The organism is Idiomarina sp. ST20R2A10, assembly GCF_051842345.1.
Taxonomy (GTDB): domain Bacteria; phylum Pseudomonadota; class Gammaproteobacteria; order Enterobacterales; family Alteromonadaceae; genus Idiomarina; species Idiomarina loihiensis.
Genome location: NZ_JBNIEY010000001.1, coordinates 506,881 through 531,392, shown reverse-complemented (window position 1 = coordinate 531,392; position 24,512 = coordinate 506,881). Strand labels below are relative to the sequence as shown.

At 48.0% G+C, this 24,512-nt stretch carries 24 protein-coding genes and 1 riboswitch; of the genes, 12 read left to right on the top strand and 12 right to left on the bottom strand.

From position 1 onward, the window contains the following. The first annotated feature begins 174 nt into the window (after positions 1-174). From ACP7H9_RS02585 to ACP7H9_RS02535, 11 genes are all read left to right on the top strand, one after another. Positions 175-885 carry a hypothetical protein gene (locus ACP7H9_RS02585; protein ID WP_114981436.1) on the top strand — a complete coding sequence of 237 codons (711 nt, stop codon included), beginning with the start codon at positions 175-177 and terminating at the stop codon, positions 883-885. Positions 886-922: 37 nt separating this feature from the next. Continuing rightward, positions 923-2,893: a hypothetical protein gene (locus ACP7H9_RS02580; protein WP_114981434.1), complete on the top strand. Its 1,971-nt coding sequence runs from the start codon at positions 923-925 to the stop codon at positions 2,891-2,893. 67 nt (positions 2,894-2,960) lie between these two features. Then, the gene (locus ACP7H9_RS02575) at positions 2,961-3,287 is read left to right on the top strand and encodes a hypothetical protein (RefSeq protein WP_227016301.1); all 327 of its coding nucleotides are present in this window, start codon (positions 2,961-2,963) and stop codon (positions 3,285-3,287) included. Positions 3,288-3,336: 49 nt separating this feature from the next. Then, entirely contained in the window at positions 3,337-4,584 is a 1,248-nt protein-coding gene (locus tag ACP7H9_RS02570) for a TolC family protein (RefSeq protein WP_114981432.1), read from the top strand. Beyond that, on the top strand, positions 4,581-5,486 hold the full coding sequence (locus ACP7H9_RS02565; protein WP_114981430.1) for an efflux RND transporter periplasmic adaptor subunit: 906 nt from the start codon (positions 4,581-4,583) through the stop codon (positions 5,484-5,486). Before ACP7H9_RS02570 ends, ACP7H9_RS02565 begins: the two co-directional genes overlap by 4 nt. A gap of 10 nt (positions 5,487-5,496) precedes the next feature. Beyond that, on the top strand, positions 5,497-8,628 hold the full coding sequence (locus tag ACP7H9_RS02560) for an efflux RND transporter permease subunit (RefSeq protein WP_114981428.1): 3,132 nt from the start codon (positions 5,497-5,499) through the stop codon (positions 8,626-8,628). A 127-nt stretch (positions 8,629-8,755) separates the two neighbouring features. Beyond that, on the top strand, positions 8,756-8,986 hold the full coding sequence (locus ACP7H9_RS02555; protein WP_114981426.1) for a hypothetical protein: 231 nt from the start codon (positions 8,756-8,758) through the stop codon (positions 8,984-8,986). Between the two features lie 16 nt (positions 8,987-9,002). Next, positions 9,003-9,383, top strand: coding sequence for a DUF6404 family protein (locus tag ACP7H9_RS02550; protein WP_114981424.1), 381 nt, complete (start codon positions 9,003-9,005; stop codon positions 9,381-9,383). A gap of 152 nt (positions 9,384-9,535) precedes the next feature. Next, positions 9,536-11,173, top strand: a complete 1,638-nt coding sequence (locus ACP7H9_RS02545) for a CTP synthase (protein ID WP_114981422.1) — start codon at positions 9,536-9,538, stop codon at positions 11,171-11,173. 39 nt (positions 11,174-11,212) lie between these two features. Next, positions 11,213-12,505: a phosphopyruvate hydratase gene (eno, locus tag ACP7H9_RS02540; protein ID WP_114981420.1), complete on the top strand. Its 1,293-nt coding sequence runs from the start codon at positions 11,213-11,215 to the stop codon at positions 12,503-12,505. Next, complete coding sequence (locus tag ACP7H9_RS02535; protein ID WP_114981418.1) at positions 12,459-13,136, top strand: hypothetical protein; 678 nt, start codon at positions 12,459-12,461, stop codon at positions 13,134-13,136. Before eno ends, ACP7H9_RS02535 begins: the two co-directional genes overlap by 47 nt. Here ACP7H9_RS02535 and thiH read toward each other — a convergent pair. The 11 genes from thiH to ACP7H9_RS02480 all read right to left on the bottom strand — a co-directional run bounded on the left by thiH (position 13,087) and on the right by ACP7H9_RS02480 (position 23,305). Then, entirely contained in the window at positions 13,087-14,229 is a 1,143-nt protein-coding gene (thiH, locus tag ACP7H9_RS02530) for a 2-iminoacetate synthase ThiH (protein WP_114981415.1), read from the bottom strand. The two genes, ACP7H9_RS02535 and thiH, sit on opposite strands and share 50 nt — an antisense overlap. Next, a complete protein-coding gene (locus ACP7H9_RS02525; RefSeq protein ID WP_114981413.1) occupies positions 14,226-14,996 on the bottom strand; it encodes a thiazole synthase in 771 nt (256 codons plus the stop codon). Before ACP7H9_RS02525 ends, thiH begins: the two co-directional genes overlap by 4 nt. 3 nt (positions 14,997-14,999) lie before the next feature. After that, positions 15,000-15,200 carry a sulfur carrier protein ThiS gene (gene thiS, locus ACP7H9_RS02520; RefSeq protein ID WP_114981412.1) on the bottom strand — a complete coding sequence of 67 codons (201 nt, stop codon included), beginning with the start codon at positions 15,198-15,200 and terminating at the stop codon, positions 15,000-15,002. Continuing rightward, positions 15,184-15,942: a HesA/MoeB/ThiF family protein gene (locus ACP7H9_RS02515; RefSeq protein WP_114981411.1), complete on the bottom strand. Its 759-nt coding sequence runs from the start codon at positions 15,940-15,942 to the stop codon at positions 15,184-15,186. The genes thiS and ACP7H9_RS02515 overlap by 17 nt, the downstream gene beginning before the upstream one ends. Beyond that, complete coding sequence (gene thiE / locus ACP7H9_RS02510; protein ID WP_227016300.1) at positions 15,932-17,449, bottom strand: thiamine phosphate synthase; 1,518 nt, start codon at positions 17,447-17,449, stop codon at positions 15,932-15,934. The genes ACP7H9_RS02515 and thiE overlap by 11 nt, the downstream gene beginning before the upstream one ends. Further along, a complete protein-coding gene (gene thiC, locus ACP7H9_RS02505; protein ID WP_114981407.1) occupies positions 17,446-19,149 on the bottom strand; it encodes a phosphomethylpyrimidine synthase ThiC in 1,704 nt (567 codons plus the stop codon). Before thiC ends, thiE begins: the two co-directional genes overlap by 4 nt. Positions 19,150-19,232: 83 nt before the next feature. Further along, a riboswitch (TPP riboswitch) is annotated at positions 19,233-19,351 on the bottom strand. Positions 19,352-19,391: 40 nt separating this feature from the next. Further along, on the bottom strand, positions 19,392-20,036 hold the full coding sequence (locus tag ACP7H9_RS02500; RefSeq protein ID WP_114981405.1) for an SCO family protein: 645 nt from the start codon (positions 20,034-20,036) through the stop codon (positions 19,392-19,394). Further along, on the bottom strand, positions 20,029-20,781 hold the full coding sequence (locus ACP7H9_RS02495; RefSeq protein ID WP_110014050.1) for a formylglycine-generating enzyme family protein: 753 nt from the start codon (positions 20,779-20,781) through the stop codon (positions 20,029-20,031). The genes ACP7H9_RS02500 and ACP7H9_RS02495 overlap by 8 nt, the downstream gene beginning before the upstream one ends. Positions 20,782-20,791: 10 nt before the next feature. Continuing rightward, positions 20,792-21,949: a multicopper oxidase domain-containing protein gene (locus tag ACP7H9_RS02490; protein ID WP_114981404.1), complete on the bottom strand. Its 1,158-nt coding sequence runs from the start codon at positions 21,947-21,949 to the stop codon at positions 20,792-20,794. A gap of 33 nt (positions 21,950-21,982) precedes the next feature. Next, positions 21,983-22,375: a c-type cytochrome gene (locus ACP7H9_RS02485; RefSeq protein WP_114981403.1), complete on the bottom strand. Its 393-nt coding sequence runs from the start codon at positions 22,373-22,375 to the stop codon at positions 21,983-21,985. A 135-nt stretch (positions 22,376-22,510) separates the two neighbouring features. Then, a complete protein-coding gene (locus tag ACP7H9_RS02480; protein ID WP_439222147.1) occupies positions 22,511-23,305 on the bottom strand; it encodes a hypothetical protein in 795 nt (264 codons plus the stop codon). Positions 23,306-23,393: 88 nt separating this feature from the next. Here ACP7H9_RS02480 and ACP7H9_RS02475 point away from each other — a divergent pair, with 88 nt between their 5' ends. Then, entirely contained in the window at positions 23,394-24,050 is a 657-nt protein-coding gene (locus tag ACP7H9_RS02475) for a Fe2+-dependent dioxygenase (protein WP_034820619.1), read from the top strand. 26 nt (positions 24,051-24,076) lie between these two features. Here the strand turns inward: ACP7H9_RS02475 and ACP7H9_RS02470 are convergent, their stop codons facing one another. Further along, a complete protein-coding gene (locus tag ACP7H9_RS02470; RefSeq protein WP_011234010.1) occupies positions 24,077-24,499 on the bottom strand; it encodes an MAPEG family protein in 423 nt (140 codons plus the stop codon). Positions 24,500-24,512 lie beyond the last annotated feature (13 nt).

Here is a 24,512-nt window from a genome sequence, read left to right as displayed (position 1 = left end):
AACTTAGGGTTAAGTTTCTGTAAAGGTGTCCACAACTGTATTGGAGCTGGGTATTAAGTTGGGTAAACTCAGTTTACAAAATGACAACACGGTGCCAATGGAAGGTGCATAGTAAGTTTTCTTCCGTTAGCTGTATTGTGAAGAGCCGCGCTATTACTAATAAGGGAATGTCTTATGTCGATGCACGAGTTTGAAGACCTGGTTGAGTCGTCGGTTAACTGTCTGGCTCAGTCGAAAACAAAGACGAGCCAGGAACTGCGCTCGCTATTCTGGAACCTCTATCAATTTCAGGAATGTTGGGATACTGGTTTTACTCATCTTCGTGTTATTGACACTTTGTTGAAACACAACTTTGTTTACCAATTTAAACTCACTCAACACCCTGACTACGCCGCGCATAAAGCCTTTTTCGATAGCGTACGCGAGTTTACTTTTGTTGGACTTCACCCTGAAGAAAAGTGGAACGGCGAGACAAACCCCACCGTCGGCTACATTGAACCACCTTACCTATATTGCGATGCTGGCTCACCGCTCTGGCAGAAATTCGTCGAAGCAGGCTTGCTTACGGGCGACGATGCATTGCCGCCGGTGGAAATGGCTATTCAGGATACGGCAAAAGAAGTCATTGTTGAGGCAAAAGAGCAGAGTAACCCTGAATTAGTCAGCCTGTGGTATTCCGCATTAGGCTTATATTTATGGTCTTTTCACGAGGAAGCGCAGCTGGAAGAGGCTAAGTCGGATGCATCCATTAAGGCAATTAGAGGTATTGTTCAGGAAACCGGAGCGCTTGATCTTGATCCGGGTCATGGCTTTTTACAGCAACCGCCGCCGGAAGCTTTAGAAGAATATCCGTACTTGTTCTGGTGGTTTCAAATAAACGAGTAGCACACAAAGATGTACCAAAAAAATAGGTAGGGAAACAGTGAATATATACAAAGTTTTGGGTGTTGCTTTTGTCAGCGCAATGCTGAGCGCGGGTTGTGCAGAAAGCAAGGAAGCTAAGCAGGAGGGTCGAACTGTGTACGAGCAAATTCAGCAACGCGATGAACTTCACGACGCCCGTTTTGAAATATTAAAAGGGCTTGAGGACGAAGAGCTCGGACGTGCACTGTACGGTCAGGAAATGTCTAACTTCCAATGGATGATGGACGTTTTTGTCTTTTATGCCGGGATAGAAAAAGTTGAATACACTCAGCCGGAGTTTTTCCATTTCAACCAATACAGTGACAGGGACGCAATGATCGAAGCGTACTTGCAAAGTATGGTAGCGGTAAACAGTTGGAAACACCTCTCTTGCATGCAATATTCAAACGAACAGGGTTTTACTCTGAAGCCTGGCTTTGAGTTTCCGTTTCGTTACAGTCTGACATACACCAATATGATTTTCGACAACGGTGATACCTTGGGCTTCCCTGAATATGCGAGCTTTCCTGATATGGCAAATAATAAGCAGGCATTGGGCGATATTGTCGATACACGTGAAGAATTCTGTTTCACCGAGGCACGCGATGAGAAGTCCCCCAGACCAGTTGCTGTAAAGGGAGAGTTTTATGCAGAATTGCCAGAACAGATAATTACATTTGAACTCAGCGCTGAAGATGTTGGAGAAACTCTGGAGCGGGACGGCTTTTTAATTAACGTGCTGGAGTTTGGGGAAGACTATTACGTAGTTGAAATTAGTACTGAAGACGGCACTGCCCCCGCTAAATTGTTTGGGAATGAAGATGTTCTTGCTGAGGCCGTTACAGCCAATGGGGATTATCTTGCCTGGCGGTCAACTCGACGTCGGCCTATGTCTGAGGTTTATCAGGAAAACGACCTGCTGGAAGAGGTGATAGAAAAGGCTAAACAGGGAAATATCGATTTAGAAGCTGTAAAAAAGGATTTTGAGGCCTGGCAAAAAGACAGTAAAGAGGCGCGCGCTGGTAAAATATACTTAGGCAGGGCCTTTAACGGACAAGTAGACAAAGGATTGTTAACGCTATTAGTGTACGGTGAAGAAAGCCAAAAAGTGGAACGTGAGTTAGAGCTTCCAGTGCTTGACCTGCCATATTCCCGGACTTATGAGATCAGCCTGGGCGATATACCTGAGATTGAGCTAACGGCTCCTGTTTACAATGATCGTCTGCCTGTTACAGCATCCCGTACCGAATTAAATGCACAAGAAATTTCAGATTTAATGACATTACTGCATTTCCGGGGATATGAGTTCGACGACCCGAAAAGACAGGATGTTGAAACCCCCGGAGTTATAAGGTGGTTTTACCCCAATGTACAAAGTGATGTATTTATTGAAAGTGGTAACCGGGTGGCGGCATCTGCAATGGCCGGTCATAAGTTCTTTGATGAAAATAATGAGCCAGTGCAGGATGCCGCTGAAGTTGAGTTAAAGAAAAGTGGAAACCTCGAAAGCACGGACTTAGAGAGCATTGAATTTGCTTATGACTTTAAAGCGCACAGTATTGATTATTATCCAAAAAGGTTCACAACCAAACCTGAACGTTTTAAAGCCGCGCTTCCAGTGCTTATCGCGCCTAATCTAACGAAAGAAAGCTATGCTAAAGACGAACTGCCGCAAGGCGTAAGTCTAAAAGGTAACCGACTCATTATTGACTACGCGGAGTTTGAGCCGCGCGAAACGATAAAAAGAAAAGCGTACGAACAAGAACGTCGCCGGAATGAGGTTTTTGTTAAGGATAGCAAGGGATACCTCAAGGAAATAACGAGGCAGTCTTTTGTGTATGCTCATGGTCGGAACAAGCCACCGGTAGATGTTTACTATTTTTATGGCGAGCCCGAAACCTTTGAAGTTTGGTATATGGGGGAGGCTAAATTTATCGACTATGACGTAGATATTGACTTGAATTCTACTGGCACGCAGAACGCAAAGTAGTTTATAGGCTTATAGCTTTATTGCTCTGCGCTAGCGTTCGCGGCTTAAGTTCGATAAAGTAGCGGGCATGAAAATCTCATGGTTACTCATTACAGTCATCCTGATATACAGCTTTTTTACCTGTGCGTCTGTGGTTGGCCATATGGAAGACGCAAGCCACAGCAGTGTGGATGTTGTTTTTGATGTAAACCATGGTTTGGAACATAGCCCGAATTCTTCATCTTTAGATCTTGAGCAGGGGCACGACCACCAGTTTCATGCGCACGTTAGTTGCATTACTGGTTATGGCATTAGTGTCTCTGCTTGTCCCGTTATTACCGAAGCTCAACCTACCGCTGTGATTTTTGATAAGGGTTTAGCCCATCAACCGCCGGTTCCCCCACCAAACGCTTAATCTCCATTTCTACCGTCATTTTTAAATAGCGAACAATTGGAGAAAAAACATGAAGCGTTTGAGCTTCGTGGTGGTCTTTCTGGGTGCCATATTGGTGTTTCCGGTTAGTGCTGCCGCGTCAGATTTAACTTTAAGTGATGCATTAAACCGCACGCTGAAGAGTAACCCCGATTTACAAAAGTACGATTACCAACAGCAGGCCGCCGAGGCACTGACTCTGCAGGCTGAGTTTTCACCTAATCCGAGAGTTGGACTGGAAGTTGAAAACTTTGCTGGCTCTGGTGAAAGCTCCGGTCTGGATAGTGCGCAGATGACGCTGTCCTTCTCTCAGGTCATTGAGTTAGGTGAGAAACGCCAGCAGCGTATGAATGCGGCTACAGCCGAAGAAAAAGTGCAACAGGCCGAGTTTGAATACCAGCGCATTGAGGTACTGGCACAAACCACACAACGCTTTTACCAAGTACTCAAGCTGCAGGAGTTTATTCGTCTTAGCAAGCAGCAGCTTCATCGTATGGAGAGTCTCTTAGAAACTGCGCAGGAGCGGGCAAATGCCGGCGCGGTTCCAAACTCTGAGGTAACCCGTATCCAACTTCAGCGCGAGAGCCAACGGGCTGATATAGAGGAACTGAAAGGCCAGTTGGCTAAAGCGCAGGCAAAGCTCAGCGCAATGTGGGCTGAGCAGCCAAACTTTAACCAAGTTTCGGGGACTTTTTATTTCCCCTTAAAGTTGCCGAAGCAATCGGACGTTCTAAATGCAGTAAATAAAGCGCCTGAATATTTACGCCTGTTAGATTCCGAACGCTTATTGCGGGCTCAGGCAAAGGCGTTGGAAGCAGACTCTACCTCTGACTTAAGTCTCGGATTTGGCGTACGTTACAACAATCAGTCGGATGATACCGGTTTTGTTGTTGAAGCTTCGATGCCATTGCAACTGCAAGATCCTAATATCGGGCGTATTAAGCAGCGTCGGGTTTTGCATCAATCGAACCTGCAGCAGCAAAAACTAGTGCGAACTCAGTTGCGCTCGCTGGCACTGGCGCTAATAAACAGCCTGCAAACCCACCAAAACTACCGACAAAAAGTGAAAGACACGCTATTGCCATTGGCACAGCAACTGGTCGAACAAACGAACCAGGGCTATGTGCGCGGTACGCATTCGTTATTGCAGGTGCTGGATGCGCAGAATGAGCTAGCTCAGCTCGAGTACCAAAGAGTTTCGCGGGAGCACGCCATATACAGCGATGTCATTCAGCTGGAACGTATGACCGGACAAGCATTTTTAGGAGAACAGCAGTGAAACTATCAACTTACTTTTTAGCAGCTGCTTTGTTGGCTGTCTGTAGTTACCCCCAAAAAATCTGGGCGTCGGAAGATGACCACCATGAAAAGTCGCATACCGAACTGAGCGATAAAGCTATTGAAAACGCCGACCTGACTATGGGACAAGTTAGCTCCCAACGCATGGCTGTGACTCAAACTGTTTTCGGCGTAATTGCCCCGGAGAATAACAATATTGCGCATATTAGCGCCCGCTATAAAGGCATTGTGAGTTCGCTTAATGCCAATATCGGCGACTCAGTTAAAAAGGGCGAGGTACTTGCCGTAGTCGAAAACGTCAGTACAGGTACCAAGTTCAATGTGGTCAGCCCCATTAGTGGCGAGGTTTCTGAACGATTTACTAATATTGGTGAACTGGTTGATCAACAACCTTTATTTCAGGTAATTAATACCGCTTCAGTTTGGGTAGAGTTGTCAGCATTTCCCGAAAACGTGGAGGCAATGCAAGAAGGTCAGAGCGCTGAGGTATATGACTTACACCACCATAAAACGGTAAGCGGTACAGTATCTTACATTGCACCTCAGATGACCGGCGGTCACATAGCCCGGGCACGCGTCGTGTTGCCCAATAAGTCAGGACATTGGCGCCCGGGAATGCATGTTAAAGCGGATGTCACAACTGACACCTTTACTGCCGATATCGCGGTTGAGTCCGATGCCATTCAGACCTTGAACGGAGAAACCGTAGTTTTTATCCGCAACGGCAACCGGTTTGAAGCCAGTGAGATTAAAACAGGGCGCAAATCGGGTGACTACGTCGAGGTTCTTTCGGGGCTTCAGTCAGGCGCAGAGTATGTCATTGGCAACAGTTATTTGATTAAAGCTGACATTCTCAAACAAGGTGCAGGGCACAGCCACTAGGGGGACTATCATGATTGATGCACTCATTCGCTTTGCGGTTGAACGCCGCTGGTTAGTGGTGGCTGCGACCTTTTTGATTGCGGCTGTTGGTGTGTATAGCACCATGAAGCTGCCAATTGATGCGGTGCCGGACATTACCAATGTGCAGGTACAGGTGAATACCGAGGCGCCGGGTTATTCACCGCTGGAAACAGAACAACGTATCACTTACCCGGTAGAAACGGCTATGGCGGGCATTCCGAAGCTGGATTATACCCGCTCAATTTCTCGTTATGGTTTGTCTCAGGTAACCGTGGTATTTGAAGAAGGCACCGACATTTACTGGGCTCGACAGCAAATTAGTGAGCGACTACAGCAGGTTAGAGGGGAACTGCCGCAAGGCGTTGAACCCGCAATGGGACCCATAGCCTCCGGTTTGGGAGAGATCTTTAACTACGTTGTCAGAGCAAAACCAGGGGCAACCGACGCAGAGGGTAAGGCTTATACTGCGGAAAGTCTGCGCACTATACAGGACTGGATCATTAAACCGCAGTTGGTAAAAGTACCGGGGGTTACCGAAATAAACAGTGTTGGCGGCTATGAAAAGCAATACCAGGTTGCACCTCAACCGGGGCGTATGCTGGCTTACAAAGTGACCATGAAGGACTTACTAAAAGCTCTGGACTTGAACAACCGAAACGCCGGCGCCGGATATATAGAAAAGAACGGGGAACAGTGGCTGGTGCGCTCGCCGGGTCAGTTACAATCTCTGGAAGACATTGGCAATGTGGTGGTATCAAAGCGGGACGATGCGCCGGTTCGGGTGCGCCATGTCGCTGAAGTCAAACTGGGTGAACAGCTGCGCACCGGTGCAGCTACATCTAATCAGGAAGAAGTGGTTCTGGGCACCGCCATGATGCTTATTGGTGAGAACAGCCGCATAGTGTCACAAGCGGTGTCTGAAAAGCTGGAACAAGTGCAACAAAGCTTACCAGAAGGCGTGGTTGCTGAGCCTATTTATAATCGTACTACCTTAGTGGATAAAACCATTGCCACGGTTGAGAAGAACCTTTTTGAAGGTGCGGTTCTGGTTATTGTGGTTCTGTTTATCTTGCTCGGCAATATACGTGCTGCCTTGATCACCGCATGCGTTATCCCGCTTAGTATGCTGTTTGCTATTACCGGAATGGTCACGAATAAAGTGTCCGGCAACCTGATGAGCCTGGGTGCGATAGACTTTGGCATTATTGTCGATGGGGCCGTTATTGTAGTGGAAAATGCTTTGCGACGACTGGGTAATGCGCAACAGCGGTTAGGAAGAGTGTTAAGAACTCAGGAACGCTTAGTTGAGGTTATGAAAAGTACGCGTGAGGTATTCAATCCGGCGGTATTCGGTGTCCTCATTATTATGCTGGTATACCTGCCCATATTCGCGTTAAGCGGCGTGGAAGGAAAAATGTTCCATCCTATGGCCTTTACTGTCGTTGCGGCGCTGCTGGGTGCCTTGATTTTTTCGGTCACTTTTGTCCCTGCCGCTGTCGCTATCTTTGTCCGTGGCAATATTAAGCACGGCGAGAACAAAGTGATGCGCGGCGCTCGTAAAGCTTATCAACCGGTATTAAGGGGGGCTCTAAAACTTCCGGTGTTCGTTATTGCTATCGGTTTCGGCTTGTTCGCTGTTTCTTTGTTTCAGGCCAGTCGTATGGGTACGGAGTTTTTGCCGCAACTGGACGAAGGCGACATTGCGATGCATGCCTTGCGAATTCCGGGCACAGGCTTACAGCAGTCGGTTGATATGCAAAAAGACGTAGAAGCCGTGGTGGCGGAATTTGCCGAAGTAAAGCGCGTCTTCTCTAAAATTGGTACACCAGATGTAGCAACGGATCCGATGCCACCGAGCGTGGCTGATACCTTTATTATGCTGAAGGAGCGCAAAGACTGGCCCAACCCGGATAAAACTAAAGAGCAACTGGTCAGTGAAATTCGTGAGGAGGTACAAGAGTTACCCGGTAACAAGTACGAATTTACCCAGCCGATAGAAATGCGGTTTAACGAGCTGATTGCTGGAGTGCGGGCTGATCTTGGCGTACGTATATACGGCGACGACCTTGAGCAGCTCAAACAACTGGGTGACTCAGCCGCGGCTATTATCAGAGAGGCTCCGGGGGCTTCCGGCGTGCGCGTTGAGCAAATGACCGGCTTACCTATCTTGTCTGTTGAACCTAAGCGAGACCATTTGGCGTTGCTGGGGCTTACGGTTGCTGATGTACAAAGTACACTGCAGAGTGCCGTAGGCGGCATTCAGGCTGGGGTTATTTATGAAGGTGACAAACGTTTCAAGTTATTGGTTCGGCTGGACAATGACTGGCGGCAGAACATTGAAAAATTGAAACAACTGCCGGTAGATGTGCCTGCGGCAAATAACCCAGAGCTACAGTACGTGCCCTTAGGTGAAGTAGCTAAACTAACCCTGGCTAATGGTCCTAACCAAATTAACCGGGAAAGTGGTAAACGGAATGTCATTGTCAGTGCTAACGTTACTGATCGCGACTTGGGCTCATTCGTTAATGCGGTTCAGGAAAGTTTAAACACAAACCTGGATATTCCGACGGGTTACTGGATTGATTATGGCGGCACTTTTGAGCAGTTGCAGTCAGCTTCACAGCGACTGAGTCTGGTGGTTCCGTTGACGCTGCTGCTTATTTTAGGTCTGCTGTATAGTGCTTTTGGTTCTTTAAGCAGCGCATTGATCATCTTTACCGGAGTGCCGCTGGCATTAACTGGCGGAATTTTCGCTTTGTCATTGCGAGGGATGCCTCTGTCTATTTCTGCGGCGGTGGGTTTTATTGCCTTGTCCGGCGTCGCGGTGTTAAACGGGGTTGTTATGCTGTCTTTTATCCGGCAGTTACTCCGCGATGGCTTACAGCTGAAAGACGCTGTATTTGAGGGAGCGCAACAACGTCTGCGACCGGTATTAATGACCGCTCTTGTCGCGAGCTTAGGCTTTGTTCCTATGGCGTTTAATACGGGTACAGGAGCAGAGGTTCAACGGCCTCTGGCCACCGTTGTTATTGGCGGTATTATTTCGTCAACGCTTCTGACGCTGGTTGTTCTACCCGCGTTGTTTTATTTGGTAAATCGATTTAAACAGGCGAAAACGTAATTTTATTAATGCCTCCGAATAAGCGCGTTCATTTTGAGCGCGCTTTTTTATTGATTTACTCTTAACAAGTTAGTTTGGTTTTATTAACATGATTAAAACAATAAGTTCCGATTATTAAGGAAACAACATGAACTCCGGCGCGAAGGCATTAGCTGCTAGCAAAACTAAATTCGACCGCAAAACCTTTACCATTTTATTTTCCGTTCTAAGTTTACTTTTCGGTGTGGGGCTAGGGTTGGCAATAAGTCTGATTGAGTTTACCGGCAATTCTGAAATGTACTCTCAACTTGCTTTTAGTCTGATACCCGCAGCTGTTATTTGGACATATGTTCTTTTTCATTATTTAAAACGGTTTTGATTGTTAGGTTTATTTAATGCCTTTTGAAGCAAAAAAGCAGGCCGCACTGGCTGAACTTGAAAACTCCAAAATCTGGCGGCCTAACTATGAGCCGCCGTTCTTATTGTTTATGTGGTGGTTAGGTAAAAAAACAAGACCACCGCATTATAATAGTTTTATGCGTAATGCTCTGAGTTTAGGTTCTTTTTTTGCTGTCGGCTGGGGCTTAATTATGTGGCTACTTGTCTGGAACTCTACCGGGCTCTCAGTATTAGCGGGTATTGGTGCGCCGCTACTGGCTGGCTTAACATTTGGTCTTATTATGGCTTGTTACTATAGCTTTAGCGCAAAGCGAAAAAAATTATCCCGTTGGGAAGAACTGCCCGAGATAGATGAGAGCGCTCAGCAATATTCCTGACTCTAATCTAGAGTTGCATAGATTTTGATGTCGACGCCAGATGTTCAGGCTTAGCTAACGACAGCTTTTATTTGTTGTTAGGGGCGTCTTTCGGTATACTACTTTCCCGTCTGAATGCAATCCCAAATTTGACCTGACCAACTAGGTATCACATGGCGACAAACTATATTTTCGTAACCGGCGGAGTTGTATCCTCGCTGGGTAAAGGCATTGCTGCAGCCTCCCTGGCGGCAATTCTAGAAGCACGGGGCCTTAACGTTACTATCATGAAGCTGGATCCCTACATTAACGTAGATCCGGGTACCATGAGTCCAATTCAGCACGGTGAAGTTTTTGTCACCGTAGACGGAGCTGAAACCGATCTTGACCTTGGTCACTACGAGCGTTTTATTCGCACCCGTATGACCAGCAGCAACAACTTTACCACCGGCCGTGTCTATGAAGACATTATCCGCCGTGAGCGTAAAGGTGAGTTTTTAGGAGCGACCATTCAGGTCATTCCTCACATTACCAACGAAATTAAGCGTCGTGTTATTGAAGGCAGTAAAGGCTTCGATATTGCCATTATTGAAATTGGTGGCACGGTGGGTGACATTGAGTCACAACCTTTCCTTGAAGCCATTCGTCAGTTGGGCACGGAAATTGGTCGTGACCACACCTTATTTATGCATCTGACCCTGGTGCCATTCTTAGGCGCTGCGGGTGAAGTGAAAACCAAGCCAACACAGCACTCAGTGAAAGAACTGCGTTCTATTGGTATTCAACCCGATATATTGATATGCCGTTCAGATCGTTCTTTACCGGCAACTGAGCGCTCGAAAATCGCTTTGTTTACCAACGTAGAAGAGCGCGCGGTTATTGGCCTGCGCGACGTTGACAGTATTTACAAAATACCTTCTATGCTAAAAGCTCAGAGTCTGGACGATATAGTGACCAAACGTTTCCGTCTGGACTGTCCTGAAGCCGACTTGCATGAGTGGGAAGAGGTACTCTATCAGGAGTCGAACCCGAACGGTGAAGTCACGGTTGGTTTTGTCGGTAAATACGTTGAACTGCCTGACGCTTACAAGTCAGTTAACGAAGCCTTAGCGCACGCTGGCCTTAAGAATCGTTTAACAGTGAACATTCGTTACATAGACTCACAAGATTTAGAAACCAAAGGTACCTCTAAGCTTGAAGACGTGGATGCTATTTTGGTTCCCGGTGGCTTTGGTGGTCGTGGTATTGAAGGAAAACTAATTGCGGCGAAATACGCTCGTGAAAACAATGTTCCATATTTGGGCATTTGTTTAGGTATGCAAGTCGCAATGATTGAATTCGCTCGTAATGTGGCTGGTTTAGCTGGCGCTAACAGTACGGAATTTGATGAGAGTTGCAGCGATCCTGTGGTGGGACTTATCACTGAATGGATGGATGCCAGTGGCCAGAAAGAATTGCGCGATAAGCATTCTGATTTGGGGGGCACTATGCGCCTGGGCTCACAAGAATGTCATTTAGAAAAGGGCTCTAAAGCACTTAAAATGTACGGTAAAGAGACTATTGAAGAACGCCACCGTCATCGTTACGAAGTGAACAACCATTATGTTGAAGCACTGGAGAAAGCTGGCTTAAAAATTACCGGTTACTCGCACGATAAGCAGTTGGTTGAAATTCTGGAAAACCCGAAACACCGCTGGTTTGTGGCAGTACAGTTCCACCCGGAATTCACTTCAACGCCGCGTGACGGGCACCCGTTATTTAAAGGCTTTATAGAAGCTGCTGGCGAATTTCATAAAGAGCGTTTGGGTTAATAACCCGGCTAATGATTAAGCATTAAACAGGATTTAAGCATGAGTAAGATTGTTAAAGTTGTTGGTCGTGAAATTATGGACTCCCGTGGTAACCCGACGGTTGAAGCCGACGTTTATTTAGAATCTGGCCACATGGGCCGTGCGGCAGCACCAAGTGGTGCATCAACCGGTTCACGTGAAGCTCTGGAGTTACGTGACGGCGACACTTCTCGTTACTTAGGTAAGGGTGTTGAAACGGCAGTCGCCAATATTAACGGTGCTATTGCTGAAGCCTTAAGCGGTATTGATGCGATTAACCAGGAAGCTGTCGACAACATTATGTTGAAGCTGGACGGTACCGATAATAAAGAAAAGCTAGGTGCTAACGCTATTTTAGCTGTGTCTCTGGCGGTGGCGAAAGCAGCGGCTTTGAGTAAAGGCATTGAGCTTTACGAACATATTGCCAACCTGAATAACACCAGCGGTAAATACAGCATGCCACTGCCAATGATGAACATCTTAAACGGTGGTGAACATGCAGATAATAACGTGGATATTCAGGAGTTCATGATCCAGCCGGTTGGCGCTGAAAGCTTCAAAGAAGGCCTGCGTATGGGCGCTGAAGTGTTCCATGCTCTGAAAAAGGTTCTGCAGAAGCGCGGTTTAAGCACAGCGGTTGGTGACGAGGGCGGGTTTGCGCCTAACTTGGCATCTAATGAAGAAGCCTTGCAGGTGATTGTCGAAGCGGTTGAAAACGCGGGCTATAAAATGGGCAGCGACATTACCCTGGCTTTGGATTGCGCTGCATCTGAATTCTACCGTGACGGTAAATACGAATTGTCTGGCGAAGGTAAGTCCTTTACCGCCGAAGAGTTTGCTGATTATCTGGCAGAGCTGTGTGACCGTTATCCTATTATTTCTATTGAGGATGGCCTGGATGAAAGCGACTGGGACGGCTGGAAAATCTTAACCGAAAAACTGGGCAGCAAAGTTCAGCTGGTCGGTGATGACCTGTTTGTAACCAATACGCGTATTCTCAAAGAAGGTATCGACAAGTCGATTGCCAATTCAATTTTGATTAAATTTAATCAGATTGGTAGCCTGACAGAAACCTTAGCAGCCATTGCGATGGCGCGTGAAGCAGGTTACTCGGCGGTTATTTCTCACCGTTCGGGTGAAACCGAAGACGCCACTATTGCCGATTTGGCAGTAGGCACCGCAGCGGGTCAAATTAAAACCGGCTCGCTGTGTCGCTCTGACCGGGTTGCTAAGTACAACCAATTATTGCGTATAGAGGGCGATTTGAATGGCCAAGCGCCTTACCGCGGACGACAGGAAGTCAACGCTGGCTAATCAACAGGCGGACATATTTCAGCCGCTGGCTCAGCAGGGCGATTTTGCCGAGCTGTGCTCAGCGCTGTATGAACGTGAATTACCGCAACTGGCACAGGTTAATGATATGCCTGTTGCGGCTCTGCAACGTCGTTTAGCCAGTCTCCCGCACTATATTCGTCACGCCGCTCATGGTTGCCTCAATGCAGTGCAGTATTCGCCGTTAAAGTTGGATGTTCAGAACGCCAGCTGGCAGGCTCCTCAGCCAACTAAAGCTCCTTCAGCCGGTATATCTGCCGAAGGGCAGAGCCAATGGTTTGCTAAACATGCAGCTTTGGGTCTGGTGGTTCCTGTTCGTTATCAAACTCCTGAATTTACGACCATAATGCTCGACAGCATCGACCGTGTGGATCCTGATAAAAAGCGTCTGCATCTGAATTACCGTGGCTGGTTTGATTTTACCGGGCAGGGTGAACATAGTCAGGATACCTTACTCAAGCCTAATAAGCGTGTTATGACCGCAGCCAGCTGTGGACATCAGTGGAATCATAAAGGGCGCGTTAACCCACGCACCTTAACGCTGCGTGAGTTGTTACTGGTGGCTACTCTGGACTGGAAAAAGTTTCAGGTGGCATTGCGGATAGCTCGTTAAGCCAGTCCTGCCATACCGGTTGTAATCCTTTCGCTTTTATTGCCTGCGCCACTTCACTTACTGGCCTGTCGTCATCTATGGAAAACTGTTCCAGCTCTTGTTGCTCGTTGGCGTAACCGCCGGGCTGAGTTTTCGATTCGGCACTGACCGAGGTCACACCTAACCGGAACAATCCATCACGAAGCGCCTGCTGTTCGCGCGTGGAAAGGCTGAGTTCTACATCGGGGAACCGCAACCGATAGGCGCAAATTAACTGAACCAGTTGTTTATCAGAAATTGTCCTTGCGTTATCGACACCACCGGCACAGGGCCGTAGCCGGGGAAACGACAGCGAATAACGACTGCGCCAGTAGCGTCGCCGTAGATAATCCAGGTGCATGGCGGTAAAGGTGCTGTCCATACGCCAGTCTTCCAGTCCGATCAGCGAGCCGAGGCCAATTTTATCGATACCGCATTCTCCCAGGCGGTCGGGCGTTTCAAGCCGCCAGCGGAAATCGCGTTTTTTGCCTTTTAAATGATGTTTAGCATACGTGGCGGCCTGATAAGTTTCCTGATAGACCATAACCGCATCCAGACCCAGCGTGCGTAATTCAGCGTATTCATGGGTAGCCAATGGCTGCACTTCAAACATCACATAGCTGAAATAGCGTTTGATAATAGGTAGCGCCTGACGAAAATAATCAATACCTACCTTGGTTTCATGCTCGCCAGTCACTATCAGCAGGGTGTCAAAACCTTTGGCTTTTATGGCCTGACATTCCTGCTCGATTTCAGCTGGCGACAGGGTTTTGCGCTTTAAGCGGTTACTCATGGAAAAGCCGCAGTAGCTGCAATCGTTAGCACACAGATTCGACAAATACAGCGGAATAAACAGGTGCAGGGTATTACCAAAGCGCTGCCGGGTCAGTTGTTGTGAGCGCTCTGCCATAAGGGGCAGATAGGATTCCGCCGCCGGCGACAGTAAGGCCATGAAATCACTGGTATCCAGGAACTGCTTGCTTAATGCGGTTTCAACATCAGCCGTGTTTTTACTGTAAAGCTGCAGGCGGGTATTGTCCCAGCTGGTCTGCTCCCAGGTAGTATAAAAGCTCATAGCGACTCCAGAAACTCCGTTAATGGGCTGGATGCGGAAGCTTTTAAGGAAGCATTCTGACTTAAACCTGCTTCAAAGGCCTGACGCCCAACAATAACCGCGTCGCGAAAGGCTTTTGACATAGCGACAGGGTTATTCGCGGTGGCTATCGCGGTATTGACCAGTATAGCGTCTGCACCCATTTGCATGGCTTCAACGGCGTGGCTGGGTGCACCAATGCCCGCATCGATAATGACCGGCACCGAAGCCTGCTCGATAATAATCCGTAGGAAGTCTCGAGTAAGCAGGCCCTGGTTTGAGCCTATGGGGGCGCCTAACGGCATAACTGCCGCACAGCCAACTTCCTCCAAGCGTTTACACAATACGGGATCAGCACCGCAGTAGGGCAGTACGGTAAAGCCTTCTTTTACCAAAGTTTCAGCGGCTTTTAGGGTTTCTATCGGGTCCGGCAGCAAATAGTTGGGGTCGGGGTGTATTTCCAGTTTAAGCCAATGGGTACCTAAAGCTTCACGGGCAAGGCGTGCAGCAAAAATAGCGTCTTGTGCAGTTTTGGCACCAGAGGTATTTGGCAAAAGCTGTAAACCTAAGTTTTGTATAGGCGTGACAATGTCGTCAGTGGGGCGCTCAAGTTCAACGCGCTTTAATGCCAGCGTTACTAACTCGCTACCGGAAGCCGCAAGGGACTTCTGCATAACGTCCGCGCTACTGTATTTGCCTGAGCCTATGAGTAAGCGGGAATGAAAATCGCGATCGGCTATTTTCAGCATGGTTTAACCTCCGGCCACAGCCTGAACAAGTGTAATGGTATCGTTTTTTTTAAGCTCGGTTTGTTGCCATTGTTCCCGGTGTATAATCTGTCCGTTTAAAGCGACGGCAACGGCCGAGGTATCGACATTCTGAGCAGACAGTAGCTGCGATAAATTGCTTTTCTCAGAGATCTCAAAATCTTTGTCATTAATTTGAATGCGCATTTTGACCTCCGCATACAGGGCATGAAGCGGCCCGCGGTAAATAGAGTTGTTGCCAGTTTTGCGATAAGCCATTGAAGGTTTGCAGGTAACCCCAGGCAAGCTTATGTCCGGTAAAATAATTAATTGCCAGTAGCGCCTGACTGGATCCCATAATGCCCACAACAGGAGCGGCTATACCCGCGTTACTGCAGTTCAGAGGCTCGGTAACAGCGTCGGGATAAAGGCACTGATAACAGCCGTGCGATTGCCCCGGATTTAACGCGATGAGTTGCCCGTTAAAGCCGCGCGCCGCAGCAGAAATGAGCGGGGTGTTCAGGCGGTAGCAGCTTTGGTTGATCAGGTACCGGGTCTCGCGATTGTCGGTGCAGTCGAGGACTAAATCGGCTTGTTCGGCGAGCGCGTCCAGATTGCCTTCATAGGCCTTTTCTTCAATAGCGGTGATACGAATGTCCGGGTTTAACCGCGACAAAGAATGACCAGCTTGCCACGCCTTGGACAAACCAATATCGTCGCTGGAATAGAGTGTTTGGCGCTGTAAGTTGCTGAGACTTATTGTGTCGTGATCGACCAGTGTGATTTGCCCAACGCCCGATGACGCCAGATATTGGCTGGCAGGACAACCGAGACCACCCAAGCCAATAATCAGCACATGACTTTTGAGCAAACGCTGTTGTCCGGTTTCGCCAATTTCTTTCATCAGTATGTTGCTGCTGTAACGCAGAAGTTGTTCGTTACTCAGCATGAGCAACCTCGTTCTTTTCTTTAACCTCGAGTTCAGCTTCCATCTCCGTTAGTAGCTGATGAACAGCCTGCTCTACGTTTCTGGCAGCAGTAATCGCGCTAACAACCGCTATTCCGTTTACGCCAGTAGCTGTTACGGGAGCTACGCGCTCTAAAGAAATGCCCCCAATAGCGACTGTCGGTATGTTCGTTGGCGCTAATAACGCGGCATAGCGGCGTAGTCGCTGCAGCCCTTGCGGTTTGGATGGCATAGTCTTGGTTTGAGTTGGGAAAATATGACCTAACGCGATGTAAGATGGCTTGTACGCTTGAGCAATTAATAACTCGGTGTAGCTGTGAGTGGAAATGCCCAACCTCAACCCTGCTTGCTGAATAGCGTGAAGGTTAGCCTCGGTTAAGTCTTCCTGACCTAAATGCACGCCATAAGCGTTGTGCTTAATAGCCAGTTGCCAGTGGTCATTAATAAACAACTGCGCTGAATATTTCTCTGCCAGCTGAATGCTTTTTTTAATAGCGGTTTCCAACTGAGGAGCATCAGGATCTTTAATACGCAGTTGCAGTGTCTTAATGCCCAGTTTTAAGAGCTTTTCTATCCACTCGTAAGAATCCACTACCGGATACAATCCGGGTTCCTGGTCTAGACTGGGAAACTGGAGGTCAACACAGGGCAACTCCGGCGTATTAATCTTTGGAAAATGGTCAATTTGCTGTGGCCAGTGTGTATGAGCAACAGGGCCTGGTCCTCTGCCTATACCTTTCGCCTCAATCAGGCCCTGATGCACGTAGGCATTAGCGACTGTTATGGCATCCTCAAGTGGATAGTCATGTGCTAACGCCGCGGCAATGGCTGAAGACAAGGTGCAGCCTGTTCCGTGGCTGTGTTTTGTTCTCAACTTCTGCTGAATGTACTGGGTATGTCCATCGGAGCTAAGGTAATAGTCAGAGATTTCATCGGCGCGACCAAAATCGGTGCCTGTTACCAGAATTCGGGACAGTCCGGCCTGAAAGAGTTGTTCTGCAGCGCGATACATTGAGTCCTCATCAGTAACCTCTAATCCGCTCAACCAACTGAGTTCATCCAAATTCGGTGTCATAATATCAACCAGCGGGAATAACTCCGCGCAATGTTGAGGCTTGAGCTCCGACAGGCGATCCTGCTGAGTGCTGACAACCACCGGATCCCAGACCACGAAAGGCTGGGGAAGGGGATCAGACCATTGCTTTAAAAAGTCAGCCACACACTGAAGCTGTTGCACATTACTAAGCAACCCAATTTTTATCGCAGCAGGCGGCATGTCCTGTTGCAGGCATTCCAACTGCTGACGAACGGCGTCAGCAGCTAACGGGAATAACCCGGTGGTTGCAACAGAGTTTTGGGCGGTAATTGTGCTTATGACACTGCAGCCATGCACGTTCAGACTACGGAACGTGTGCAAGTCCGCCTGAATGCCTGCGCCACCGCCGCTGTCAGAACCTGCGATGGTCCATACGACAGGTACCGACATCATTCTGCTCCTTCGGTCGCCGCGTCTTTCACTTTTACATCAATGCGAGTGTCCGGGTTGTACTGACGTACCTCGTGAGAAATTTTCATGGAGCAGAACTTAGGACCGCACATGGAGCAAAACTGCGCGGTTTTGTTCGAATCCTGAGGCAGTGTTTCATCGTGATAGCTGCGAGCGGTAACCGGGTCCAACGCCAGGTTAAATTGATCGTCCCAGCGGAATTCGAAGCGGGCTTTTGACATAGCGTCATCCCTCGCCTGTGCACCTGGGTGTCCTTTGGCTAAATCGGCCGCATGAGCCGCTATTTTGTAAGCGATCATCCCCTGTTTTACATCTTCCTTGTTAGGCAAGCCTAAGTGTTCCTTCGGGGTAACATAGCAGAGCATGGCGCAGCCAAATGCTCCAATCATGGCAGCACCAATACCTGAGGTAATGTGGTCGTAACCGGGGGCTATATCGGTGGTTAGCGGCCCTAAGGTGTAGAACGGCGCGCCGTGACAGTGCTTTAACTGCTCATCCATGTTTTCCTGAATTTTATGCATGGGCACATGGCCGGGGCCTTCTATCATCACCTGTACATCGTACTCCCAGGCAATTTGAGTCAGCTCGCCTAGTACCCGAAGTTCTGCGAACTGAGCTTCATCGTTGGCGTCGGCAATGGAACCGGGGCGCAGGCCGTCACCTAAAGACAGCGACACATCATATTTCGCACAAATTTTGCAGATATCGCGGAAGTGCTGATAAAGAAAACTTTCTTGCTGGTGCGCCATGCACCATTTCGCCATTATCGAACCGCCACGGGAGACTATGCCGGTAACTCGCTTTGCAGTCAGTTTAATGAAGTCGTGCAGTACGCCGGCGTGAATCGTAAAATAGTCCACACCTTGCTCAGCCTGTTCCAGCAGTACGTCTTTAAATACTGGCCAGCTCAGATCCTCAGCAACGCCATTGACCCGTTCTAAAGCCTGATAAATAGGCACAGTACCAATAGGCACTGGACTGTTGCGTAAGATCCATTCCCGGGTTTGGTGAATATTACGGCCGGTAGATAAGTCCATCACGGTATCAGCGCCCCAGCGAGTTGCCCAAACCAGCTTTTCGACTTCTTCTTCAATAGACGAACTGACCGATGAGTTTCCAATGTTGGCATTCACTTTAACCAAAAAGTTGCGGCCAATAATCATTGGTTCTGATTCGGGGTGGTGGGTATTAACGGGAATAATCGCGCGTCCACTGGCGACTTCGTCGCGCACAAATTCCGACGTTATGGGGTTTTCAAGGTGCTCCCGCCCCATATTCTCGCGCAGTGCAATGAACTCCATCTCGGGCGTAACGATGCCGCGCCGGGCGTAGGCCAGTTGAGTAATACCGTGATTGTCTTCTTGGTTCTTGCTGTGGCGTTGCTGAATCCAGTTCTCACGAACCTTTTTCAAACCCACTTTTACGTCAATTGCAGCTTCCGGGTCACCGTAGACGCTGGACGTATCATACACGTCCACCGGCTCGTTCGGTGGTAACTTCACGCCCGGTGTGGGCTGGTGCAGGGTTTCGCTAAGGTGAATGCGACGAAAGGGTACCTGGATATCGTTGTTACCGGACAGAAATTCACGGCTGGAATTAGGGTAATAATGCCCGGATAGCGATGATAAAAAAGATTCAGCCTGTTGGCGGTTTAAACGGTTATTCGATGGTGCAGTTGACATAGCATTCTCTCATTTTGTTGATGTTAGAGATGCTTGTCAGGAGTGTTGAAAGGAACATCAGCGCAGAAACAACGGTCGTGTCATGCTGATGCTCTCTTGTTCCCTTCGCAGGTATTAGCCTGATCAGGTTCAACGGATCCCGCAATTGCGGTCTCAGCCGGTAACTTCATTAAGAAAGCTACCGGCACTCCGACAAGATTCCTTTTTAGTGGAACAAAATCTTAGAGCGAATGCAACCGCTGTTAATCGTTAACCAGTTTAGCGACAACGTTAGCTGGCTTCTCCATTGGCTGGCTTAGGCCTTCTATGCGTTCAACAATAAGCCCTTGTTTATCGAGAATAGTGATCAAATTGCTGTGATCAAAATCACCGTCCGGACGCTGTCGATACCTCACGCCAAGTACTGTAGCTAAGGTTCTGATATCCTGCTCCGAACCGTTCAGAAACAGCCAGTTGTCGTTGTTAAGTTGATACTGCTTAACATAGTCAGCGAGTGCCTCGGGTGTATCGCGATCGGTGTCAAAACTCACCATAACGAGCTTAACTTGCTGTTTAGTGTCTTCGTCCAGCTTGCTGTATAAGCGTTTTACGTCATGAACCAACACTGGGCAGGCGGTGGTGCAACTGCCATAAATCATGGAAAGAATAACGGGATGACCTTCAAGTTCTGAAAGCTTGAGTTGGCTATTCTTATGCGTGTTCCAGGTAGCATCTATCTGGTATACCGACTCGGAGTGAGAGACCTCTGCTGCGTTCATTGCCGTATGATTGCTGTGGTCGTTAGCTGTCTGATTCTTGTGCATATTGTGATGCGAGTGATCCTGCGCAAAAGACTGGACAACAAAGATCAAAGAGGCCAGGGCTGTCAATTTTAGCAATTTATTCATGGTCGTTCTCCAGGTCGTATGCGCAACGAAAACCCATAGTGCTGGTCGCACTTTGCGGGGCGTAATCACTGCGTGACTGATAACGGAAAAATGTGGCGTAATTGGCGTTACTAAAACTCGACATAAAGCGCGCTCCGTCGCCACATGAGCCGGAGAGCAAATCGACGTCATCGCCGTTGGTTAATAATAATTGATAGTCGTCTACCCATTCATTGACACGGTCGTGCATGTGCATCAATTGGTCAGCATTTGGGTCGACGGTTTGTTGTTTCGCACTGTGTGGCTGGCTGTACCAGGCAAACAGGTTACGGGCATAATCATCGTCGCTGATGTTCTGCTGTTGGCGATATTTGACCGACGCATACTCCCACTCGTTAAGACCAGGCAAACGGCCACCTTGTGCGGAGCAGTATTCGCGTGCGGCAAACCAGGACACATAAGTGACTGGTTCGTTGTCTTTGCCTTTAGCAAATTCAGTATTATCATCCCAATGCTTCAGGTAATTTCCATCATGGAATAGGGCAGCGATGTTGTCTCGCTGCCACTGAGGTTGTTCAATGACAAATTCCAGAAACTCTTGGTTAGTGACAGGGGTTGCGTCCAGCATGAAACTTTCCATTTCTATACTGAGGCGCTCTTTGTCCAGTAAGACCGGAGGTTCGAAAGTACCACCATTGATCAGAACTGGATCGGCGAGCACTAAGGGTGACAATAAAACACCTGCAACTCCAAGCCACTTAACCATAAGTTTCCCCTTATTTCTCTTTACGAGGGCCAGCGACTAACGCACCAGCTGCACCGCGTTCTGCATCAGCAAATTCGTGATCGACCAACTTATAGATGCCTTCTTCCGGAACAATAAATTCAATGGTTGCGCTGTTACTGGCACCCAGCAGCACGGTTTGCATGCCATACCATTCGTTACGCGGGTCACCTTCGTACCAGACGCGGTCGAAAATCGCACCAATTACGTGGAAGCTGGAAGTGCCTGATGGACCTGCGTTTAACACATGTAAGCGCACACGATCACCTTCGTTCGCACGTAAAGGGTTGTCGCTAAGTGCTGCAACATGTCCGTTAAAGGTCACATGACTTGGCTGGCGGTCTAAAGCTGCACCGTGGTTATAGATGTAGTTACCTTCTGAGGCTTCTTCCAAATAGTGCTCTGACTGAACCAGAACGAATTCTTTATCAACGTCTTTGTCAGTTGGGTAGCCATCTTTAGGAGATACCACAACGGCGCCGTATTGGCCCATAGCTGTGTGCATGAGTACGCTGGAAGTACCACAGTGATACATATAAGTACCCGCGTAGTTGGCTATCCATTCGAACTCAATAGTTTCACCCGGAGAAATGGTACGCCATTTGTCTTCCGCTGCTACTGTGCCACTATGAAAGTCCATAGAGTGGGGCATTGGGTTAACGACTGGCTGGTTATTCTGATAACCGTTGGCCTGCAGTTGCTGAATGAACGGAGCACCATTTTTAACTGGCTTAGTAATAGTCACTTCTTCGTCAGAGCGGTTTTTCATTTTGAAAATGACACGGTCACCTTCACGTACGTGCAATACCGGGCCGGGTACTGAGCCACCGAATGTCCAGGCCGAATAGGTTACTCCCGGTGCTACTTCTATTTTCTGAGAGAACACATCCATGCGTACATCGTGAGTTTTGTTACCTTCATAGTCGAGCTTGGCTATGTTTGGAACCTGAGTTAGATAATCGCCAACAACCGCCGGGCCGTTGTAGTCTTCGCGGTAGACTTTAGCTTCTGGTAATCCAAAGATTTTACCATCAATGACATATTCGCTGTCGTGCTTAAGGCTGAGCTCTTCCGCATGAACCGGAGCTGACGCTGACGCCATAGCAGCCAGAAGAGAGGCACTGATAATTGATAAGCTTAGAGTTTTCATAATGATTTTTCCTTTAACTGATAACAAAGAGGTTTAACGCAAACTGGCAACGGCTTCGGCTGTGATAGTCTCACTGCCGCCTGCAAGATCGGTATTGATGTAGTTAGCTAAGGTTGCGATATCGGCGTCTTTCAGATAACCCATGGGCGGCATAGCTCCGTTGTAATTTGTTCCGTTAACGGTTAGCGCGCCGGACTTACCATTGATAATTGTCTTAGCTATGTAGTCGGGGTTATCTTTGATATTTGTATTTCCTGCCAGCGGAGGAAATACGCCCTGCATGCCTTTGCCATTTGGTTGATGACATGCCTGACAATATTTTTTGTAAACGTTTTCGCCTTCGCCTGCGTTGGCTGACTGGCTTATAAACAAACCAGCTAATGACACGGCAATGACTGAAATTTTGCAAAGAGACTGAATGCTCATAACGACACCTTCGTAATTGACTTAAGATGCCTTTAGAATACTGCTTTAATGAGCTTTTGCGAGTGAAATGAAGGGGTAACTCAGGCCTACTCCTTTATGTGTAAAAGAAGTAAGCCGAATGCAGGTTGGTAGGTATTAAATGCTGCGTGCTTCCAGTTCAATACGAGAGGCAGCACCGTAAATTTTACTCGGATCTCCCTCAAATTCACCTTCTGGGGTAGTAGTAGGCCAGAGGTTTTCAAGGTTACTGATGACCTTGCGGGTTTCGCTAATGGCTTCTTCAGCTTTTTCTGCTTCTTTATCATTAATACGGTTTAAGCGTTCAAGCGCAATTTCTTTAAAGCCCATGGCGTCTTGATATTCGTGAACATTAGTGACTTCGCCATTTTGAATGCCTATAGCGTACTCGTCGGCGGCTACCATTAGCATTGATGAAACACTCAGTATGAAGTCTTTAGCTGACATGTCAGCAATAGGCTCGTTAGCGCTGATAGAGTCCAGCAGAGCCTTGTAGTTGTTCATAACCGTGTCTTCATCTTTATCATTGATGACACTTTCCGCCAGAGTATTTAACGGTTCGGCAAACCCAGGCAAGCCGCGTGCTTCAAATGCTTCAGTAAGACCACTATAGAGCTCGTCACCTGGGTGTTTCATGTGAGTTTTAGCCATTTCAATGTGGCCTTGCTCGTACAGTTTCATTCCCACCCATAAATGGCCGCGAATAAAACCGAGCTGAGCCAGAAACGCCGTGTCATTGGTGTTTAAATCAATTTCAGGAGCGGCCATTTCGCCTTCTGCCATAGGGGCAGCCATGAACATGGAAGGTGCCGCGCCCGGTTGCGTCAGTGGCGCTGCTGTTACCTGTGATGCTGCTACGGTGGTGGCCAGAACACTGCCAACGCCAAGCCAAACTTTTTTCTTTTCAAACATATAAAGACCTTAGTATGCTTTTTTGCGAGAGTTAACTCATGTATATTTGCAGAAATGATAACTATTCGCAAGTTAGAAGTGTGGAATAATGATATTACAAATTAGCAATGCCGTAGATACAGATACGGTAAAGAGTATTGTTGCAGGCCTTGATGCCGGGCAGTTTAGTGATGGTAAGAAAACCGCAGGCTGGGCAGCGAAAGATGTAAAAAATAACCAGCAACTGTCGGGTAAAAAGTCTGAGGCAGCTACACAAGTGCTGCTGGACAGGCTTCAGCAAAACGCTCTGGTGCAATCGGTTATGCGGCCAAAGCAGGTGGCGCGGGTGACTATAAACCGATATCAGCAGGGAGAGTACTATGGTACTCACATGGATGATTCCTTGATGAACGGGGTAAGAACCGATATTTCTTTTACGCTGGGTTTGTCACCCTTATCGGATTTTGAAGGCGGAGAGCTGGTTATTGAGGATGCCAGTGGTGAGCGGAGCTGGCGGCTTGGGCAGGGGGATATTCTTATGTATCCGAGCCATTACCTGCATCGGGTTAATCCGGTGACTAAAGGTTCCCGGCTGGCAATGATAGGCTGGGTGCAAAGCTTGGTTAAACAGCCGAATTACAGGGAGCTACTCTTTGATATAGAACAATCGTTGAAAGCTGAATTTGATGCAAACGGTAAGTCTGAAAACTTTGATCGCCTGACCAAGGTGTTTCATAACCTGTTAAGAGAATGGGCTGATGTGTGATCAGCCCAGAAAAAATTTAACGGCTTTTAAACCAGAGTGACACCGCACAAAATAAGCAAAGCAACGTTAGCTGCTAGCCCAATCATAAAGAAATAGCTGCGGGGGCTGGGGTTTTTCTCCGTTGCTATGGCGTAGTAAAGAACCATGTGAATTAAGCGAGCAATAGCGAAAATCCAGATAAATATCCCTGTCCAGAAAGCGCTGACACCTATGAAGAAGGCCAGAAATACTGTGCCCAGCATCAGCGGATAGTTTTCTAACGAGTTCATTAGCGTGCGGTGAGCACGAAACACAAAAGATGAATGACTCAGTGAGTCGTCGATTTTACCCGGAACGGCACCGGGTTGTTTCGCTTTTTGACCGCTGGCAATAACCCATTGAACCAGCAAAATGACCAGAGCAATGAGTACGCCCCAATAAGCCATTGTATAAGTTTCACTTCCGTTCATTTTATGTCTCCTT

Excerpts from the sequence above, each read along its gene's own strand:
- ACP7H9_RS02475 (WP_034820619.1), top strand. The coding sequence starts at position 23,394 with ATGATATTACAAATTAGCAATGCCGTAGATACAGATACGGTAAAGAGT.
- ACP7H9_RS02550 (WP_114981424.1), top strand. The coding sequence starts at position 9,003 with ATGCCTTTTGAAGCAAAAAAGCAGGCCGCACTGGCTGAACTTGAAAAC.
- ACP7H9_RS02570 (WP_114981432.1), top strand. The coding sequence starts at position 3,337 with ATGAAGCGTTTGAGCTTCGTGGTGGTCTTTCTGGGTGCCATATTGGTG.
- thiE (WP_227016300.1), bottom strand. The coding sequence starts at position 17,449 with ATGATGTCGGTACCTGTCGTATGGACCATCGCAGGTTCTGACAGCGGC.
- ACP7H9_RS02575 (WP_227016301.1), top strand. The coding sequence starts at position 2,961 with ATGAAAATCTCATGGTTACTCATTACAGTCATCCTGATATACAGCTTT.
- ACP7H9_RS02555 (WP_114981426.1), top strand. The coding sequence starts at position 8,756 with ATGAACTCCGGCGCGAAGGCATTAGCTGCTAGCAAAACTAAATTCGAC.
- thiS (WP_114981412.1), bottom strand. The coding sequence starts at position 15,200 with ATGCGCATTCAAATTAATGACAAAGATTTTGAGATCTCTGAGAAAAGC.
- ACP7H9_RS02480 (WP_439222147.1), bottom strand. The coding sequence starts at position 23,305 with ATGTTTGAAAAGAAAAAAGTTTGGCTTGGCGTTGGCAGTGTTCTGGCC.
- ACP7H9_RS02485 (WP_114981403.1), bottom strand. The coding sequence starts at position 22,375 with ATGAGCATTCAGTCTCTTTGCAAAATTTCAGTCATTGCCGTGTCATTA.
- ACP7H9_RS02560 (WP_114981428.1), top strand. The coding sequence starts at position 5,497 with ATGATTGATGCACTCATTCGCTTTGCGGTTGAACGCCGCTGGTTAGTG.
- ACP7H9_RS02515 (WP_114981411.1), bottom strand. The coding sequence starts at position 15,942 with ATGCTGAGTAACGAACAACTTCTGCGTTACAGCAGCAACATACTGATG.
- ACP7H9_RS02470 (WP_011234010.1), bottom strand. The coding sequence starts at position 24,499 with ATGAACGGAAGTGAAACTTATACAATGGCTTATTGGGGCGTACTCATT.
- ACP7H9_RS02500 (WP_114981405.1), bottom strand. The coding sequence starts at position 20,036 with ATGAATAAATTGCTAAAATTGACAGCCCTGGCCTCTTTGATCTTTGTT.
- ACP7H9_RS02585 (WP_114981436.1), top strand. The coding sequence starts at position 175 with ATGTCGATGCACGAGTTTGAAGACCTGGTTGAGTCGTCGGTTAACTGT.
- eno (WP_114981420.1), top strand. The coding sequence starts at position 11,213 with ATGAGTAAGATTGTTAAAGTTGTTGGTCGTGAAATTATGGACTCCCGT.
- ACP7H9_RS02495 (WP_110014050.1), bottom strand. The coding sequence starts at position 20,781 with ATGGTTAAGTGGCTTGGAGTTGCAGGTGTTTTATTGTCACCCTTAGTG.
- thiH (WP_114981415.1), bottom strand. The coding sequence starts at position 14,229 with ATGAGCTTTTATACTACCTGGGAGCAGACCAGCTGGGACAATACCCGC.
- thiC (WP_114981407.1), bottom strand. The coding sequence starts at position 19,149 with ATGTCAACTGCACCATCGAATAACCGTTTAAACCGCCAACAGGCTGAA.
- ACP7H9_RS02535 (WP_114981418.1), top strand. The coding sequence starts at position 12,459 with ATGGCCAAGCGCCTTACCGCGGACGACAGGAAGTCAACGCTGGCTAAT.
- ACP7H9_RS02545 (WP_114981422.1), top strand. The coding sequence starts at position 9,536 with ATGGCGACAAACTATATTTTCGTAACCGGCGGAGTTGTATCCTCGCTG.
- ACP7H9_RS02525 (WP_114981413.1), bottom strand. The coding sequence starts at position 14,996 with ATGCTGAAAATAGCCGATCGCGATTTTCATTCCCGCTTACTCATAGGC.
- ACP7H9_RS02490 (WP_114981404.1), bottom strand. The coding sequence starts at position 21,949 with ATGAAAACTCTAAGCTTATCAATTATCAGTGCCTCTCTTCTGGCTGCT.